Source organism: Chryseobacterium sp. FP211-J200, from assembly GCF_001643375.1.
Classification (GTDB): Bacteria; Bacteroidota; Bacteroidia; order Flavobacteriales; family Weeksellaceae; genus Epilithonimonas; species Epilithonimonas ginsengisoli.
Map to the genome: position 1 here is coordinate 45127 of NZ_LSHB01000006.1, position 16713 is coordinate 61839.

Here is a 16713-nt window from a genome sequence, read left to right on the forward strand (position 1 = left end):
TAAATGATGAGAAAATTAGTTTACATATTGCCTTTTACAATCCTGATTTTTTTTTCTTCAAACATCAGGTCGCAACAGATCGAGTGGGGACAGATCAACAGTGCTAATGTCATAGATATCATAGCTGGTCAAAATCCCGACATCGGTACGTATACTTCCACGGTCCAGATTGGAGATCATAACAGTGCGGAACTTTTCATAAATGGAAGAACAAGTCTCTCGCTAAGCCAGATCGGAGATTATAACAAAGTTTTCTACATCAATTCTTTTACAGATGCAGAGGTGAAGAATACCATCACAACGCAGGGTCACAACAACATCATAGATATCACTGGGAGCAACAGTATCTCTGAGAATATGAAAATGAATATCAAAGGTGACAACACGACCATCTTTATGAGGAACTATTAAAATGTAAAAAAATGAAACAACTATATATTCTATTGATTTCAATGTTGGTTGGCTTCCCAGTTCTGAAGGTCAAAGGACAGGACGAGAAAAAGATCGTTGCGAAAATAGAAAGCAAAGACATAGAAGGTCAACTGAAGCTAAGTGCAATGGCGACCAACAATACTGCAACCTATCAGGAACTCAATTACCTTTTGGTCTCCATCAAAAAGGGAAATGGCGGTAACCTTTCCAACAACAAACAGAGCGGCAAGTTTTCCTTGAATCCAAATGAGACCAAAAAACTGTCGGAGATCAGCGTCAATATCGCTGATAAAGATGCGCTCAAGACCTTTCTGTATATCCGGGACGAGCAGACGCAAAAATTAGTTTCGAAAGACAGTCTGGAGATCAATCATAACTCTTTCCAAAAAAAACTAAGTAAAGTGGAAGAAGAGGAGTCATTCGAACTGAAAGGCCTGACGATAGATGAAACAAAAAGTAAGGTGGGGAAAGATTTTTATGACGCATTTTATCTTCAGTACAGCCAGTTGCCCGAGAAAAGCAACTTTACAATTACCATTTCTGAATTGCCTTCTAGAGGAACGAATGGACAGATCAACATCATGATAGATGACAAGCCGATCTATAGTTTTATGACCAATCCCAATGAGGATTATCAGAAAGAACAATTGACCATGACCTTTCGGTATATCAAAGATTACAACAACAAAAAGAATCTTATAAAAAACGAATTCTTGTACTAAAAAAGCACTGCTATGAAAACTCTATTTTTATTCATATTAATGACGTTGGGAACGTTTTCCGTAAAATCCCAACAATTGGTTTACAAACCGATCAATCCGGCATTTGGCGGCGACACATTCAATTACCAATGGCTTTTGAGCTCGGCTAATGCTCAAAATCAATTCGATGATGACAAGAACGGTTTCAATAACTTATTGGATGGACTCAATTCCATGGATAGCTTTACGGATAGTCTCAATAGGCAGATATTGAGTCAATTATCACAAAAGTTATTCGAAGATCAATTTGGTGACGGCAAACTGCAACCAGGAAATTATATGTTTGGATCACTCTATCTAGAAATTACACAGTCGTCACAAGGATTGCTGATCAGCATTTTGGATACAGGTACCGGGCAGCAATCGGAAATTGTGATCCCGAGATAAACAAAACTAAAAACCAACCTCATGAAAACTAAAATCGATCATAGAATTCTCTGTGTGCTCTTATTTTCATTCATTCAAAGCTGTAGTTCCTTATTTAATTTACCATCGAATAAAGAAAAGTCTACAATGGGCGAAATCACTTCCTCCACCAAAGAACTGGAAAATCTACCGCCGCCAAAAGAAAAGATCGTGATTGGCGTGTACAAATTTCGGGATCAGACCGGGCAGTACAAGCCATCAGAAAATGGCAGCAATTGGAGTACGGCTGTTCCGCAAGGGACGACAACGATTCTTATCAAAGCTTTGGAGGATAGCAAATGGTTTATTCCGATAGAAAGGGAAAACATTGCCAATCTCCTCAATGAAAGACAGATCATTCGCTCTACCAGACAAGAATATCTGAAAGACAATGATAAATCTTCGCCAGCTTTACCACCATTATTATATGCAGGAATTCTTCTGGAAGGTGGCGTTATCTCTTATGATAGTAATGTGATGACAGGTGGGATGGGTGCTAGATATTTTGGGATTGGAGCTTCAACTCAGTACAGACAAGATAGAATTACAATCTATCTAAGGGCTGTTTCAACTTTGAACGGAGAGATCCTGAAAACCGTTTACACATCAAAAACAATACTTTCTACCAGTGTCAATGGGAATTTCTTCAGATACGTTGATACAGAAAGACTGATGGAGGCGGAGATAGGATTTACCCAAAACGAACCTGTTCAACTGGCGGTTACCGAAGCCATCGAAAAAGCAGTAAAGTCTTTGATCGTAGAAGGGGTTCGAGATAATATTTGGGGGAAAACGTCTGCTGATCCTGCTGGTTATAAAAATCTGATAGACAATTATAACATCGAGGAAAAAGATAATGACAAAAGGATTCTCGGAAACAAATATCCAAATAATGACCGACAAAAATTCGCACTTTTCACAAATATCGAAGGTCAGCAGGTCAAAGGTGACTATGTGAATCCAAAAGCGAATTTCGGTATGAAGGCTGGCTTCAAATATTTTTTGAATGACCACGTCAATCTGGAGGTCAACGCTGGCGTCCTGACTATAGAAAATGAAAATATCATCAAAAGGACGTTTGTGGTCTCGGAGCTCAACCTGGAATATCTCATCCTTCCGAATTTTAAATTTTCACCTTTCATCTACGCTGGCGGTGGGACGATGTTCTTCAGCAGAGCCAATTACTACAAAGCCCAATTGGGTGGCGGTCTGGAGTATCTGATCGATAAGAATATCGCCGTCAGATTATCATCTCAATATGACATTGGTTTCAAGGACAGCTGGGATGGCTTCGTTCATGGTAATAATGATGACCAGGCGATCCGCGTAGGTTTAGGTGTCAATATTTACATTGGAAATTAAGAAAAACTACAATCATGAAAACAATTATAAAAATCGCAGTACTGTTTATCCTTTCCACCTTTCTGATTTCTTGTAATGAGGAATTGGTAGAACAGACCCAAACCGGAATATTGAAAGGAAAAGTTGTGAAACGCGGGACCAATGAGCCTCTGGCAAATGTAAAGATCTTTACCACGCCAACCACTCAAACGGTTTTCAGTGCGGCAGACGGCACATTCGAGATCTCGGAAATGCCTGTTGGTAATTACTCGGTGAAAGCTGAACTTTCGGGTTATCTTACCAATTTTCTGAGTGTCAATATGCAAGATCAAAGTCAGCTGGTGACCATTGTTTTTGAAATGGAAGATGATGAATCCCTCAATTCTCCACCAACGGTTCCAAATCTCATTAGTCCAATCGATAATTCAGAAAACCAACCGCTTTCGGTAGAGTTGACGTGGAGTGCTACCGATCCAGACAGCCTGGATGTGTTGAAATATCGCCTAATTGTAAAGAATAATCTTAACACTGACATTTTGGAGGTGAAAGACCTTTTGGTAAATCATTACACTTTAAAGGATCTTAAATTCGGTGTGAGCTATTTCTGGCAAGTGGCCGTTGCGGATGAGATCCATCCAGAGGTTTTCAGTGCGGTAAGTAAATTCACGACCAATAAAACTCCTGCAAACCGTTTTCATTACGTGAGAAAAGAATCTGGTAATCTATATATTGTTTCGAGTGATGATGTGGGCGCCAATTTCAAATTCACTGCGACTTCGCACAATAGTTGGCGACCACGGAAAAATAACAATGCCGGCGTGATCGCTTTTCTAAGGACAGAAGGTGGGAATACCCATATTTTCACCGCCAAGCCAGATGGTTCTGAAGTTTTAAAAGTGACTACAGTCCCGCTTTCGGGATTCAACAACTATGAACTGGACTTTGCTTGGAAAACCAACGGGAAAGAACTGATCTATGCCAATTTTGATAAACTTTATAGGATCAACAAAGACGGCAGTGGATTGGAGCTCATCTATACAACGCCCGACGGAAGCCTGATCTCTGAATGTGACTGGAGTTATGATAGCAGCAAGATTGCCTTCAAGACCAATGATTTCAATGGTTATAATACCAAGATCTATATTATCGATATGCTGGGTGCGACTTTGAAAACAATATTGACTGGAGCTGCAGGAGGAACAGGAGGTTTGGATTTTTCTGTCGATGGTAATTATCTGGTCTATGCCCATGATGTTTCCGGTTATCAGGATGGCAATTACAGACAGTTGGATTCCCATATCTTCATTTATAATTTACTGGATGATTCTGTAAGGGATATTTCTACCGAAAGCGAAAAAACAAATGGGACCAATGATCTGGATCCAAGATTCTCACCCAACAATGCTCAGGTAATCTTTATGAATACTTCCAATGATGGTATTTCGGAAAAGAATGTGATGGCAGTTGACCTTAGCAGCAATGGCTCCGATCTGGAAAGAACAACGATGTTCGTGAATGCAGAAATGCCGGATTACGAGTAAAAAATATATTGCAATTTTTTGTGATAGGAAAGAATTTCATGGCCGGCTCAAAGGTTTTTGAAATTCTTTTTTTTTTTTTTGTGGATAGATTTTATTCTATCATGTGGTTTTCCATAGCATATTTTACAACGCCAGCAGAATTTTTCACATTCAGCTTCATGAGGATCTTTTTGCGATGGGTTTCTACGGTATTGATGCTGATGAAGAGCTTTTCACAGATCTTCTTGCTACTCAGTCCGTCGCAGATCAGCTTCAGTACTTCCATTTCTCTTTTGGTAAGACATTCTATCTGATGTCTTTGGTGAACTTGCTTGTGGCTTAGAAAATCCATCATTCTTTCTTTGGCGGAATCACAGATGTAAACAAGGTTGGAACTAAGGGCTGCTATAGATTTTACAAACTCATTGCAGCCGCAATTGGTGTCCAAATAACTTTTGATTCCTTTTTCGAATAATTTCCGGATATCTGTAACGTCAAAAAAATTTCCGATCACAATGATCTTGATATTTTGATGCTGGTTTACCAGATCTTGAACCAATTTGTATATTTCTGTAAGAACCAAGGCTCGTGAACCTAACATTAGGAATTCCGGAGGCTGATAGCTAAGTTGTTCTGATAGGGTAGCTGTGGAATTACAGATACGTACATTGTCAAATATTTCTCCTTCTGTAAGGAGTTTCGAAAGACCCTCGGTATAAAATAGGGGCTCATCGAAAATAATTAAATTAGGTTTCATAGGCATTTGTTTTTATAAAATGGTTACACTCAAATATAATTAAAAAATCAATTAAAAAATAAAATAATTTGTAAAAATATTCGTTTTATGTTGATTTAATGATGATTATATATGATTAATGTAATAAATAGTGAAATTTATGTAATTATTAATCATTTTTATAATGTATTTTTTTTATATAGATTTCAAGTATTGTTAAATATGATTGTGTTATTTGTAATTATTGTTTGTTATTTTTTAATAATTTGTTTTTTAATCAAACGATTATTTACCATTTATTTTGAGGGTAAAATTATTTTTTTAAATTATAAATTATTGATTTTTAAAATATTGTCATAGAGGCGAGAGTGAGTTTAAGTCTTGAAAGTGTCTTGTGTATGGAATTCAATATTCTGTAAAAATAAAGTTAACATAAGATAATTTCTGAAATGATATGGATGGTGCATTTTGCAAAAGTAAAGTCTAAAAATATGTCAACTCATAGTGTTTTTTGCGTAACATTAGCCGGGAATTTGTGACTAATAAAATGTTGCGTAAATTACGCTCCAGAAAAAAATAAAAGTATAGTATGAAGAAACTATTTATTTCAATTTCACTCTTATTTATGATGAATGCAATGGCACAGAAATTTGAAACTCAAACCAAAACCGACGCTGCGGGTTATACCTACCAAACCGTAAAAAATGACCAATCTGGCGTACGAGTTTACACTTTAAAAAACGGACTCAAAGTCTATCTCGCAAAAAATGATGACGCTCCAAGGATCCAAACATATATTCCAGTACGGACTGGTTCCAACAACGATCCAAGTGACAATACAGGATTAGCGCACTATCTGGAACATATGGTTTTCAAAGGGACTTCTCACTTGGGAACTCAGGATTGGGGAAAGGAAAAAGCATTGTTGACACAGATCTCCGACCTTTACGAGCAGCACAAAGCGGAAAAAGATCCGGAAAAGAAAAAAGCACTTTATAAAAAGATCGATGAGGTTTCTCAGGAAGCTTCCAAATATGCGATTGCCAACGAGTATGACAAAGCGATCTCTTCTCTTGGCGCAACAGGAACCAACGCTCACACTTGGCTGGACGAGACGGTTTATAAAAACAACATCCCTTCCAACGAATTGGAGAAATGGCTGAAAGTAGAAAAAGAACGTTTCTCTGAATTGGTTTTAAGATTATTCCACACAGAATTGGAAGCCGTATATGAGGAATTCAACAGAGCGCAGGACAACGATGGAAGACTGGTAAATTACGCGATGATGGAAGCCCTTTTCCCGAAACATCCAAATGGACAGCAGACGACCATTGGAACTTCGGAGCATCTGAAAAGCCCCTCTATGGTAGCGATCCACAAATATTTCGATACTTATTACGTGCCTAATAATATGGCGGTCGTATTGGTTGGTGATCTGGATTTTGATAAAACCATCAAGATGGTGGATCAGTATTTTGGAACTTTCAAGTACAAAGAACTTCCGATGAAGAAAATGGTTTCGGAAGAACCAATGACAAGCGTGGTTTCCAGAACGGTAAAAAGTCCATCCACACCTAGAATGACTTTAGCTTGGAGAACAGATTCTTACGGAACTCAGGATGCAAGATTGGCAGATGTTGTTGCTGAGATTTTGAGTAATAATGGTGATGCAGGTCTTATCGATCTCAACATCAATCAAAAACAAAAGACATTGGGAGCCGGCGCTTACGAATCGGCTTTCAAAACTTATGGCGCATTTGTTTTAAGCGTGGTTCCAAAAGACGGACAAGGTTTTGATGATGCTAAAAAATTGTTATTAGACCAGATCGAATTGGTGAAAAAAGGACAGTTCCCAGATTGGATGCTGCACGCGATCGTGAATGATATGAAGGTTCAAAGGATGAAAGGTTGGGAAACGGCTGATGGACTTGCGACGACTCTATATTCCACTTACATCAACAACAGAACTTGGGAACAGGAACTAGATGAGATCAACCAATACGAAGGTATTTCAAAAGCCGATGTGGTGAAATTTGCCAACGATTTCTTCAAAGATAATTACGTGGTAGTTTACAAGGAAAAAGGTGTGAACGACAAATTGGTACGCGTTCAGAATCCTGGTATTACGCCGATCAAACTGAACAGAGAAGCACAATCACCATTCCTGAAAGAGATCATCAATGCGAAATCTTCTGATATCAAACCTCAGTTCATCGATTTCAATACTGCCATTGCAACTTCGACCATTAAAGATAAAAAAGTAAGCTTCGTTAAAAATAAATACAATGAAGTAGCTCAGGTCAATTATGTATTTCCTTTCGGAACAGATAACGACAAAGAGTTGGCTTTGGGTGTAACGGCTCTTCAATATCTTGGAACGGACAAATATACGCCGGAACAACTGAAGGAAGAGTTCTACAAATTGGGAATTACCAATCAGTTCAGAACAAGCAATGACCAGATGATCATCGCACTCAGCGGACTGGAAAGCAACATGAAAAAAGGGGTGGAGCTGATGAACCACTGGATCAACAATGTGAAAGCAGACCAAGCGATCTACGACCAAACTGTGAAAACCATCCTCGAGTCCAGAGAAGTGGCGAAGAAGGACAAGAACAGAATAATGGCCGCTCTCACCAATTATGCAAAATATGGTAAAGAATCCAGATTGACGGATATTATCTCCAAGGAACGGCTTCAAAGCATCAATGTGAATGAATTGATGTCCAAGATTAAAACTCTGAACGATTATCCTTATGAGGTTTTCCTTTATGGAGAAGATCAAAAAGGTTTGGAAAAGGCTGTGAAGCCATTTGTGGAAAATATCAAATTGCAACCTGCGAAAGCCAAAGAATACAAAGAATTGGCAACAGAAGGTAAGGTGTATTTCACAAGTTACGATATGGTGCAAATGGAAATGTCCAAAGTGGCAAAAGCTGGAAATGTGAATCTTGCCAACTTTGGAAAAGCAAGTGTTTTCAATGAGTATTTTGGGCGTGGATTATCTTCTATCGTTTTCCAGGAGATCAGAGAGAGCAAGTCTTTGGCTTATTCGGCGTACGTTTCTTATGCGAATGCAACGGAGATTAACAAACCAAATTACGTGACCAACTACATCGGAACTCAAGCCAACAAATTACCTTTGGCAGTTGCCGCAATGAACGAATTGATGGTAGAACTTCCGCAAATTCCAGCTCAGTTTGAGAATGCGAAAGGATCAGCACTTAAGCAAATTGCTTCCAACAGGATCAATAGAACAGTGATCTTCTACAACCAACTTTCGCTTAAGAAATTGGGTGTTGACCATGATATTAGAAAAGATGTTTACGCTGAGATCCAGAAATTGACATTGCCAGAACTGACCCGTTTCTACAATACCGAAGTGAAGCCATTGTCTTACAACACAGCGATCATCGGAAAAAAAGAAAACCTGAATATGGAATCCATCAACAAAATGGGAACTTTCACAGAAGTGAGTCTGGAAGAGATCTTCGGATATTAATTTTGATCGATTTCATCAATAAAAAAAGTGGAGCAGAAGTGCTTCACTTTTTTTGTTTTTAAAACCTAGATAGTTATGGATTGGTAGCACCTTTCACTGTATAATAATTATCGAAACTCGTGTAAACTCTTGTCTTATCCAAAATGCCATGATCATAGATCTCGATTTTGGTAGTGCTTTCTGATTTTTTATCGATGTATCTTATTTTGCTAAGTCTTTTCTTGCGGTCGTAATGTTCAGTTTTCAGATTTCTCCCATCTTCCATAAAATGAATGGTTTCCAGATCACCGTTCTTTTTGTAGCTGTAAGTTTTGGAATTATAAAAATTTCCTTGTTTGTTAATATGGCCTTCATAAGTGAATTCCGAATCGTATCGACCTTCCATTACCAACTGTCCAATGTTATTATGAATGAAATAATAAACGCCATTTTTTGGGTCTTTCAATTCATATCTTGTTTCAAATTTTGGTGTTTGATGGTAATTGCGGGTCAGAACTTCCTCACGTTTAAAAACTGTAGAATCATTCTGAGAAATCCAAAGCGTGTCTATGGTTTTTGAATTCGGCTTGTAATGGATTTTTGAAATAATGATATTCTGTGGCTCTTTAGAATGACAACTCATTGCAAACATCGAAAAAAAGAAAAGAATAAGAATTTTCATATCGAATTGTATTTAATTAAATAGATTCTCAACCCGGACATTATCATTGATCAAGTGGATGTTATCGTGGAAAAACTCTGCGGCTCTCGGATATGTTGTATAGTAAGTTATTCTGGATTTTGAACCATCGTTTTGATAAATATCAATAAGAGATCTTCTAAAACGTCCCATATTGATATTCTTGATTTTAACATATTTAATAGAGTTTGGCGGGAGAAATTCTGTTTTGAAGTTCCTGAAAATAAATAAGCCTTTCTGCGAAATCAAATACAATGGAACAGTAGAAAAAACTTTGTGAATAAAATCTGTATAGTGCTGATAATGAAAAGTGAAATCATCATTTAATTCTTCAATCTCTCTCAGTACGCTGGCAAATCTTCTAAAAATTATTAGAATTACTGGACCAAATGCAAGCGCTAAGACCAATTGAATGGAAGCTACAGTTGGAAAAACATAAGTGATAAAATTTTCTTTTAAATTCCGGAATTTATAAACCTCATAAAAACCATATAAGAAAAAGCCGATTATAATAAAATTGACCACCATAAGAAACCCGATTGATATGGCTCTCAGTTTTTTCAGGTTCTTTAATTCTTTTGTTTTGAAGTCTTTCATTCTTGGTTTTGATCAATTTTTATAAATGATTTGATTTGATGGTTTTCAGAGATCTCCATTCGTGTTCTATATTTTCCATTAGGATCGCATTATCGAAATTGATAGAACCTTCGGGAAATACAGTTTTATTTTCGAAGAAACTGGATCTCACATTGGTAACATTCAATGGTTTGACCTCCCATTTGTATGCGTCCAATTTCAATCCATCAAAATTATTTCCGTTTGGCGAATATCCAACCGAGCCTTTCTCAAAAAAATCCGAAACCTTGTCTAGGGATTTGAAGATAGAGTTGAAATCAAATGTTGTAGAAAGCTTCGCATCAATTTCAATCGTTGTATCATCAGAACTTTTAAAGTCCAAATGGTACTCGTTATTTTTTTCTTTCACATTGAATTTTGCATAATAATGTTTGCCTGGAAAAATTCTGCCACCCACAAGTGCATTCAGTTTCAAATCGGTATCTCTCCTCGGAATATAGACGCCTTCCTTCAGTTCTCCATTTTCTTCCCATTCTACGGCAATTCTGTGAGCGCCATTTTCTGAACCAACGCCCATAAAATCGGGAAAACCTTTTGGTTTTATTTTTTTCAGTCTAATTAGGCAAATTCCCACTATCGCTTTTCCGTCATAAAGTTTTGGACGGAATGGTTTTGGCAATATTTTTCCCACAAACTCTGGTTCTGCAACATAGTTAATCAGCATTCTTCTGTCTATAATGCCATGAATGGTTAGGATTTTCATTTTATAGTGGTCAATTAGTTTATTATCAAATTTAAGCATTAGATGACAATCAAGCATTAAATCAAATAAAAACAACTGCTCCCAATTATGAGAACAGTTGTTTTTTTGAATATATTTCGTAAGACTTACAATCTATTTTGCTAAGAAATCGATGAGGATCTTGTTCAGTTCGTCAGCGTGAGTCACATTCAAGCCGTGTGGTGCGCCTGGAATCACGTGATATTCATTATTTACAATTCCTTTTGCGGCTTGCTCGCCAGCAGTTTTAATTGGTACAATTTGGTCATCATCACCGTGAACAATTAAAGTAGGAACGGGCACATTTTGAAGTTCTAAACGGAAATCTGTGTTCGCCCAACTTTCAGCAGATTTTATGGTCGCGATAGGAGAGGCGTGCGAGGAGATGCTCCAGTCATAATTTAGTTGTGCCTGACTTACAGATTGTGATAAAAGCCCGTAGTTATAGAAATTTTTATGAAAACCTTCCAAGAATGTGACACGGTCTTTTTTCAAATTCTCAAGAATATCATTGAGGTCTTTCTCTGGAACGCCGTCAGGATTATCATCTTTCTGTTTTACCAATGGAATAATGGAAGCTATCAAAGCTACTTTGTCAACATTCTCCGAACCATGATTGGTCAAATAGCGAACGACCTCGCCGCCACCCATCGAGAATCCTACCAAAACCACATTCTGAAGGTCCAATTGTGTGATGAGCTCCAAAAGATCGTCTGACAGACTGTTGTAATTATAGCCATCCAACGTAGGTTGTGATTTCCCGAATCCTCTTCTGTCGTAAGTTATCACCCGGTAGCCAGCTTGCAATAAAGCGGGCACTTGTAATTCCCAGGATTTTCCGCTCAATGGCCAACCGTGTATCAGAATGACGGGCTGTCCTGTTCCGAGATCTTCGTAATAAACACTGTAATTTTTGTCGATGTCTTTTGTGATGTAAGGCATAATCTTGAATTTTTTATATTAATATTTGATTATTTTTAACCAAACATCACACCACAAAAAAAAGACTTCCCAGCTGGAAAGTCTTTTTTATATTTAATTAACATTACTTCACTATTTCACTATAATAAAGGAGCTTGTCATTTTTATCAAAACTGATGATGATGATCTGTCTGTTTTTTGCATTATCATTATTGAAGAATTTTGCTCTTGGAGCCAGACCTCCATCTTCGGACAACGAAGGATTCCAATAGAGTGTTTCTCTCGTATCATTGGTGATCTTCTTGTAAGCTTCGCCAGTAATATCAGGTAGTTCGAATTCTGTAGATCTGTCATAACCTTTCAGGACAAGCTTATTGACTTTCTCCTTATTCTTATCTTCTTCCGCGACCATATTCCCACGGCGTGTGTAGATCGCAACCGCATTTCCTACTAAGCCATCATTTTTCAGAACTTTCACCATTGCAATTGTACTGATGGGAAGCGAACTGATCATGCTTGCATCCACAGGCATTTCGTCTAAAAACAAACTTGCCTGTGAACCTCGGATGCTTGGAATATAATTGCCCGAATTATCCATGGTGAAGGTCAAACCAGCTGCTCTACCTTGTAGCCACTGCAAAATGTTTTGAGAAGATTGTGCGTCTTTATTTTCATTCACCATGTCAAAGATCGTCGCATTCATACTGCTGAATCTTCCAGATGATAATTCCTTGTCCAACTCCGCTTTTTTATCGACTTTCTTAGCGGTTACTTTTACTTCTTCGATTAGAGTTTCTTTGTTGAAATCATCTATTCCCTTGTTGTTCTTTCTGTTTTGAAGTCCTTTTGCGATGCCAGGGTCTTGTGAAACATTTTTGTCATTTACCAAACGATAATTGGTTGCTGGTAAAGCCGATTTGTAAGGAATGCTTGTCACCAAAGCTTGAAAACTGATATTCAAATTATCTGAATCTGTTGTCTGTTTTTTGTCTTTGTTAAAGTAATAGGAAACCGTCAGAGGCTCATCAAAATAGATGTTGTCCAAATAAATGAAACCATTGTCATCTGTAACTACCGGAACAAAGTTGTTTTCTGATTTCTCAGTTTTCAATAGAAGATTGATGCTTTTATTTGGAATAAATCGTCCATTGTTGGTTACTTTTCCTTTGAAAGAAAGATTTTTCTGAGGTTTATAATTGAATTCTGGCGTTTTTCCAGCTAACAGAAATTCCCAATCATAACGCTTCCATTTTTCTGATATCAATAAGGCATCAAGTGCATCCGGATTTGAAGTTTTTTCAAAATATTGAGAAGGATCAAAGATAGATGATGTAAAATCACCTGTCAACCATTTGGCGCTGAGCAACGTATTTTCATTTTTAATTTCAGAAGGGTTGTTTTCCTTTACCAAAACCGTATAGCTCGAATGTTCTCCGTCTGGCTCGATATCAAAACTGTTGAAAGCTCTCGCTTCATTGTTCATTGATAAAGCCAAAGTTGGCTCATCAAGATTGAGCTTTTTGGGATTGACGAAAAACAATCTTTGCGCCGCAACATTTTGTTTCTCATCAAAGATTGTGATGTTCAGAACTGCTGTCTCATCATTACTGACTTTATTTGGAATATTGCTGGAAGCTTCGTTTGATGTTGTTTTGATGTTGGCTCTGTAAACCAATTGGTTGTTGATCGTCCCAATGATGCTGTAACCTTGTAAGCCCTGAGCAAGTCCGGTTCCTGCCAGTTTATAATTAATGCCTTTCGCATCGCTTGTCAGCTGAAGATTGATTCCTGAACTTGAAACTGCTGGTAAATTGATAGTTTGTTTTACACCTTTATTATCTTCGATGATGGCTTTGTATGTTTTCCCAGCTTTTGGAGTGATGTTAAAAGTGGCAACATTTTCATCAAGATTTTTGAAGGCTGCCAATTTCTCATTTGGTTTTTCTGCATCGATGACATAGCCGCTCCAGGCTGTTGGTGGAATACCTTGGGAATAAAGTCTCACAGCAAATTTGGTCGGAATATTATCTATGAAAGTTCCGCTTTCGGGAAAAGCATTGGCAGTCCATTTTATGTTTTTGTCAAGAACTAATCTAGACTCAGAATTTGGATTGTAGATCGGAACCTGCTTCATAAAATTGAATTCCTCAGGGAAATTAGCCATCCAAGTCGTGTAGGCTCTTATGAAGTAGATATCTTCATTAAGGAAATCGTTGAGGACAAAAGTGCCGTCGCCTTCGCCATCTTTCAGAAAAACAGTTTTCTTATCGACCATATTTTTGTTGTGGTCGTACAGTTCCACAAGAAGTGTATTTGAAATGGTCGAACGGTTATAACCATTGAACACAAACGATTTGAAATAGATATGGTCACCAACAACATATTTGTCTTTGTCGAGGAGAAGATAGACCTTTTCCTGTGGATAATTCTGTTCCAGATTTTGGATGGCTTTATCTATTTTGTCCTGCGCATTCAGCTGTGACATCCCAACAACATATAGAAAAAATAGGAAGATTTTTTTCATATCAAAAAGCTTATAATTAATTATGAGTTTTAAATGATCAATGAATAATAATTTACAATATTTTATACCATTGAATGATAGCAGCCCGGCTTGAGCGGAAATCCTTTTTTTTGCACTGGCATTGGCGAGGGAAAAAAGATTGGGAGCGGAAGACGGATTAAGCTGCCCAAAAATAGGTTTTAAACACAAAACCCTCAACATTTGTCGAGGGTTTTATGTAATATTTAACACGGTTTAGATGCCGTTCACTATTGTATTGAGTGTTTCTGATGGTCTCATTGCCACATCTGTCTTTTGGAAATCTGGTTTGTAATAACCATCGATTTCCTGAGCTTTGCCTTGAGAACCGATCAATTCTTCATTGATCTTGATTTCGTTTTCTGTCAAAGCCTTTGCAACAGGTGCAAATTTGGCAGCGATATCAGCATCTTTGGTTTGGTTGGCCAAAGCTTCTGCCCAATAGGTTGCCAAGTAGAAATGCGAACCTCTGTTGTCAATAGTTCCTAATTTTCTTCCTGGAGATTTGTCTTCTGCCAAGAATTTTGCGTTAGCTTCATCCAAAGCATCAGCCAAGATCTGCGCTTTTGTATTGTTTTGAGTTTGTGCCAAATGTTCCAAAGAAGCCTGCAAAGCCAAGAACTCTCCAAGAGAATCCCAACGCAAATAACCTTCTTCGATGAATTGCTCGATGTGTTTAGGCGCAGAACCTCCAGCTCCGGTTTCGAACAATCCGCCACCGTTCATCAATGGAACGATAGACAACATTTTTGCAGAAGTTCCAAGCTCAAGGATAGGGAAAAGATCGGTCAGATAATCTCTCAAAACGTTTCCAGAAACGGAGATCGTGTCTTTGCCTTCTCTTGCTCTTTCCAGAGTTTCGGTCATCGCATCTTTCACATCTAGGATCTTGATGTCAAGTCCAGTGGTGTCGTGGTCAGCCAAATATTTCTCAACTTTTTTGATCATTTCTCTGTCGTGCGCTCTTGCTTTGTCTAGCCAGAAAATTGCAGGCGTATCAGATAATCTTGCTCTGTTAACAGCCAATTTTACCCAATCTTGGATCGGGGCATCTTTGGTTTGACACATTCTGAAGATGTCAAATTTCTCAACTTTTTGCTCAAGCAAAGTATTTGCATTTTCGTCAAGAACTTTGATAGTTCCGTCAGCCTCAGCTTGGAAAGTTTTGTCGTGAGATCCGTATTCTTCAGCTTTTTGAGCCATCAATCCTACGTTTGGAACAGAACCCATTGTTTTAGGGTCAAGCGCTCCATTTTTCTTCATATCATCAATCGCTGCTTGGTAGAATCCTGCGTAAGAACGGTCTGGAATAATTGCTACAGTATCTTCTTCAGCACCAGCTTTGTCCCACATTTTTCCGCCGTTTCTGATGAGTGCTGCCATAGAAGCATCAACGATGATGTCAGAAGGAACGTGGAAGTTGGTGATTCCTTTATCAGAATTTACCATCGCTACTTTTGGACCTTCTGCCAAAGTTTTGTCGATGTCTGCTTTGATCTCTGCTTCTTGTGGAATTCCGGCAATTTTATCGTATAGATTTTGCAATCCGTTGTTTGGATTGATGTCCAATTCTTTGAACGTCTCTTTATATTTATCAAAAACATTTTTGAAGAAAGTCTCAACGATCGCTCCGAAGATAATTGGGTCAGAAACCTTCATCATGGTCGCTTTCAAGTGAGCAGAAAGGATCACGCCTCTTTGTTTAGCTTCTTCAATCGCTTCCTGAACGAAAGCTTTCAATGAATTGATGTTCAAAACGGAAGAGTCAATTACTTCACCTGCTTTAAGGGGCGCAAGGTCTTTCAATACTTTTTCAGAACCGTCATTTCCGAAGAAAACGATTTTGAATTTGGAATCATTCTCCAAAGTTGTAGAAGTTTCTGTTCCGTAAAAATCACCTTGTTCCATATTGGCAACATCGGTTTTGCTGTCAGATGCCCAAGCGCCCATTTTGTGTGGATTTGCTTTAGCATAATTTTTAACCGCTTTTGGAGCACGTCTGTCAGAATTTCCTTCTCTAAGAACAGGATTTACTGCGGATCCAAGAACTTTAGCATATTTAGCCTTGATTGCTTTTTCCTCGTCATTTTTAGGTTCAGCAGGATAGTTTGGTAACGCAAAACCTTTAGCTTGTAGTTCTGCAATTGCTTCTTCCAATTGAGGAGCAGATGCAGAGATATTTGGTAATTTAATAATGTTTGCTTCCGGCGTTGTAGCCAATTGTCCTAATTCTGCCAATGCATCGCCAATCTTTTGATCGTCTGATAGATACTCTGGAAAATTGGCAAGAATTCTACCTGCAAGAGAAATGTCCTTGGCAACAATGTCAACATTTGCAACTGCTGTGAAAGCCTTTACGATAGGCAAAAAAGAATGTGTTGCAAGCATCGGTGCTTCGTCCGTAAGCGTGTAAATAATTTTTGATTTTTCTGACATTATTTAGTTGATTTTATTTCGTTTTGAATCACAAAAATACATATTTTATAATGATTTTCTAACAGTCACAATATGATTTTT

Annotated in this window: 13 protein-coding genes; 6 read left to right on the top strand and 7 right to left on the bottom strand. The window is 37.9% G+C overall.

The features are described 5' to 3' along the window. The first annotated feature begins 3 nt into the window (after positions 1-3). Genes AXA65_RS01990 through AXA65_RS02010 form a run of 5 tightly spaced genes read left to right on the top strand, consistent with a single transcriptional unit; the run spans position 4 to position 4480 of the window. Positions 4-411 carry a hypothetical protein gene (locus AXA65_RS01990; protein ID WP_063968459.1) on the top strand — a complete coding sequence of 136 codons (408 nt, stop codon included), beginning with the start codon at positions 4-6 and terminating at the stop codon, positions 409-411. A gap of 11 nt (positions 412-422) precedes the next feature. Next, entirely contained in the window at positions 423-1154 is a 732-nt protein-coding gene (csgH, locus tag AXA65_RS01995; RefSeq protein ID WP_063968460.1) for a curli-like amyloid fiber formation chaperone CsgH, read from the top strand. Positions 1155-1166: 12 nt separating this feature from the next. Beyond that, entirely contained in the window at positions 1167-1580 is a 414-nt protein-coding gene (locus AXA65_RS02000; protein WP_063968461.1) for a curli production assembly/transport component CsgF, read from the top strand. A 21-nt stretch (positions 1581-1601) separates the two neighbouring features. Further along, on the top strand, positions 1602-2960 hold the full coding sequence (locus tag AXA65_RS02005; RefSeq protein WP_063968462.1) for a CsgG/HfaB family protein: 1359 nt from the start codon (positions 1602-1604) through the stop codon (positions 2958-2960). Between the two features lie 14 nt (positions 2961-2974). Then, complete coding sequence (locus AXA65_RS02010; protein WP_063968463.1) at positions 2975-4480, top strand: carboxypeptidase-like regulatory domain-containing protein; 1506 nt, start codon at positions 2975-2977, stop codon at positions 4478-4480. Between the two features lie 91 nt (positions 4481-4571). Here AXA65_RS02010 and AXA65_RS02015 read toward each other — a convergent pair whose 3' ends face one another. Further along, on the bottom strand, positions 4572-5216 hold the full coding sequence (locus AXA65_RS02015) for a response regulator transcription factor (protein WP_063968464.1): 645 nt from the start codon (positions 5214-5216) through the stop codon (positions 4572-4574). A 568-nt stretch (positions 5217-5784) separates the two neighbouring features. Here AXA65_RS02015 and AXA65_RS02020 point away from each other — a divergent pair. Further along, positions 5785-8697: a M16 family metallopeptidase gene (locus AXA65_RS02020; RefSeq protein ID WP_063968465.1), complete on the top strand. Its 2913-nt coding sequence runs from the start codon at positions 5785-5787 to the stop codon at positions 8695-8697. A gap of 73 nt (positions 8698-8770) precedes the next feature. Here AXA65_RS02020 and AXA65_RS02025 read toward each other — a convergent pair whose 3' ends face one another. The 6 genes from AXA65_RS02025 to AXA65_RS02050 all read right to left on the bottom strand — a co-directional run bounded on the left by AXA65_RS02025 (position 8771) and on the right by AXA65_RS02050 (position 16632). After that, positions 8771-9358, bottom strand: a complete 588-nt coding sequence (locus AXA65_RS02025) for a hypothetical protein (RefSeq protein WP_063968466.1) — start codon at positions 9356-9358, stop codon at positions 8771-8773. 12 nt (positions 9359-9370) lie between these two features. Beyond that, on the bottom strand, positions 9371-9973 hold the full coding sequence (locus tag AXA65_RS02030; protein ID WP_063968467.1) for a hypothetical protein: 603 nt from the start codon (positions 9971-9973) through the stop codon (positions 9371-9373). A 19-nt stretch (positions 9974-9992) separates the two neighbouring features. Then, positions 9993-10715, bottom strand: a complete 723-nt coding sequence (locus AXA65_RS02035; RefSeq protein WP_063968504.1) for a DUF2071 domain-containing protein — start codon at positions 10713-10715, stop codon at positions 9993-9995. Positions 10716-10847: 132 nt separating this feature from the next. After that, positions 10848-11675 carry an alpha/beta fold hydrolase gene (locus AXA65_RS02040; RefSeq protein WP_063968468.1) on the bottom strand — a complete coding sequence of 276 codons (828 nt, stop codon included), beginning with the start codon at positions 11673-11675 and terminating at the stop codon, positions 10848-10850. Positions 11676-11778: 103 nt separating this feature from the next. Continuing rightward, complete coding sequence (locus AXA65_RS02045; protein ID WP_063968469.1) at positions 11779-14178, bottom strand: hypothetical protein; 2400 nt, start codon at positions 14176-14178, stop codon at positions 11779-11781. Between the two features lie 234 nt (positions 14179-14412). Further along, positions 14413-16632, bottom strand: a complete 2220-nt coding sequence (locus AXA65_RS02050; protein WP_063968470.1) for an NADP-dependent isocitrate dehydrogenase — start codon at positions 16630-16632, stop codon at positions 14413-14415. Between the last annotated feature and the right edge of the window lie 81 nt (positions 16633-16713).

Excerpts from the sequence above, each read along its gene's own strand:
- AXA65_RS01990 (WP_063968459.1), top strand. The coding sequence starts at position 4 with ATGATGAGAAAATTAGTTTACATATTGCCTTTTACAATCCTGATTTTT.
- csgH (WP_063968460.1), top strand. The coding sequence starts at position 423 with ATGAAACAACTATATATTCTATTGATTTCAATGTTGGTTGGCTTCCCA.
- AXA65_RS02000 (WP_063968461.1), top strand. The coding sequence starts at position 1,167 with ATGAAAACTCTATTTTTATTCATATTAATGACGTTGGGAACGTTTTCC.
- AXA65_RS02005 (WP_063968462.1), top strand. The coding sequence starts at position 1,602 with ATGAAAACTAAAATCGATCATAGAATTCTCTGTGTGCTCTTATTTTCA.
- AXA65_RS02010 (WP_063968463.1), top strand. The coding sequence starts at position 2,975 with ATGAAAACAATTATAAAAATCGCAGTACTGTTTATCCTTTCCACCTTT.
- AXA65_RS02015 (WP_063968464.1), bottom strand. The coding sequence starts at position 5,216 with ATGAAACCTAATTTAATTATTTTCGATGAGCCCCTATTTTATACCGAG.
- AXA65_RS02020 (WP_063968465.1), top strand. The coding sequence starts at position 5,785 with ATGAAGAAACTATTTATTTCAATTTCACTCTTATTTATGATGAATGCA.
- AXA65_RS02025 (WP_063968466.1), bottom strand. The coding sequence starts at position 9,358 with ATGAAAATTCTTATTCTTTTCTTTTTTTCGATGTTTGCAATGAGTTGT.
- AXA65_RS02030 (WP_063968467.1), bottom strand. The coding sequence starts at position 9,973 with ATGAAAGACTTCAAAACAAAAGAATTAAAGAACCTGAAAAAACTGAGA.
- AXA65_RS02035 (WP_063968504.1), bottom strand. The coding sequence starts at position 10,715 with ATGAAAATCCTAACCATTCATGGCATTATAGACAGAAGAATGCTGATT.
- AXA65_RS02040 (WP_063968468.1), bottom strand. The coding sequence starts at position 11,675 with ATGCCTTACATCACAAAAGACATCGACAAAAATTACAGTGTTTATTAC.
- AXA65_RS02045 (WP_063968469.1), bottom strand. The coding sequence starts at position 14,178 with ATGAAAAAAATCTTCCTATTTTTTCTATATGTTGTTGGGATGTCACAG.
- AXA65_RS02050 (WP_063968470.1), bottom strand. The coding sequence starts at position 16,632 with ATGTCAGAAAAATCAAAAATTATTTACACGCTTACGGACGAAGCACCG.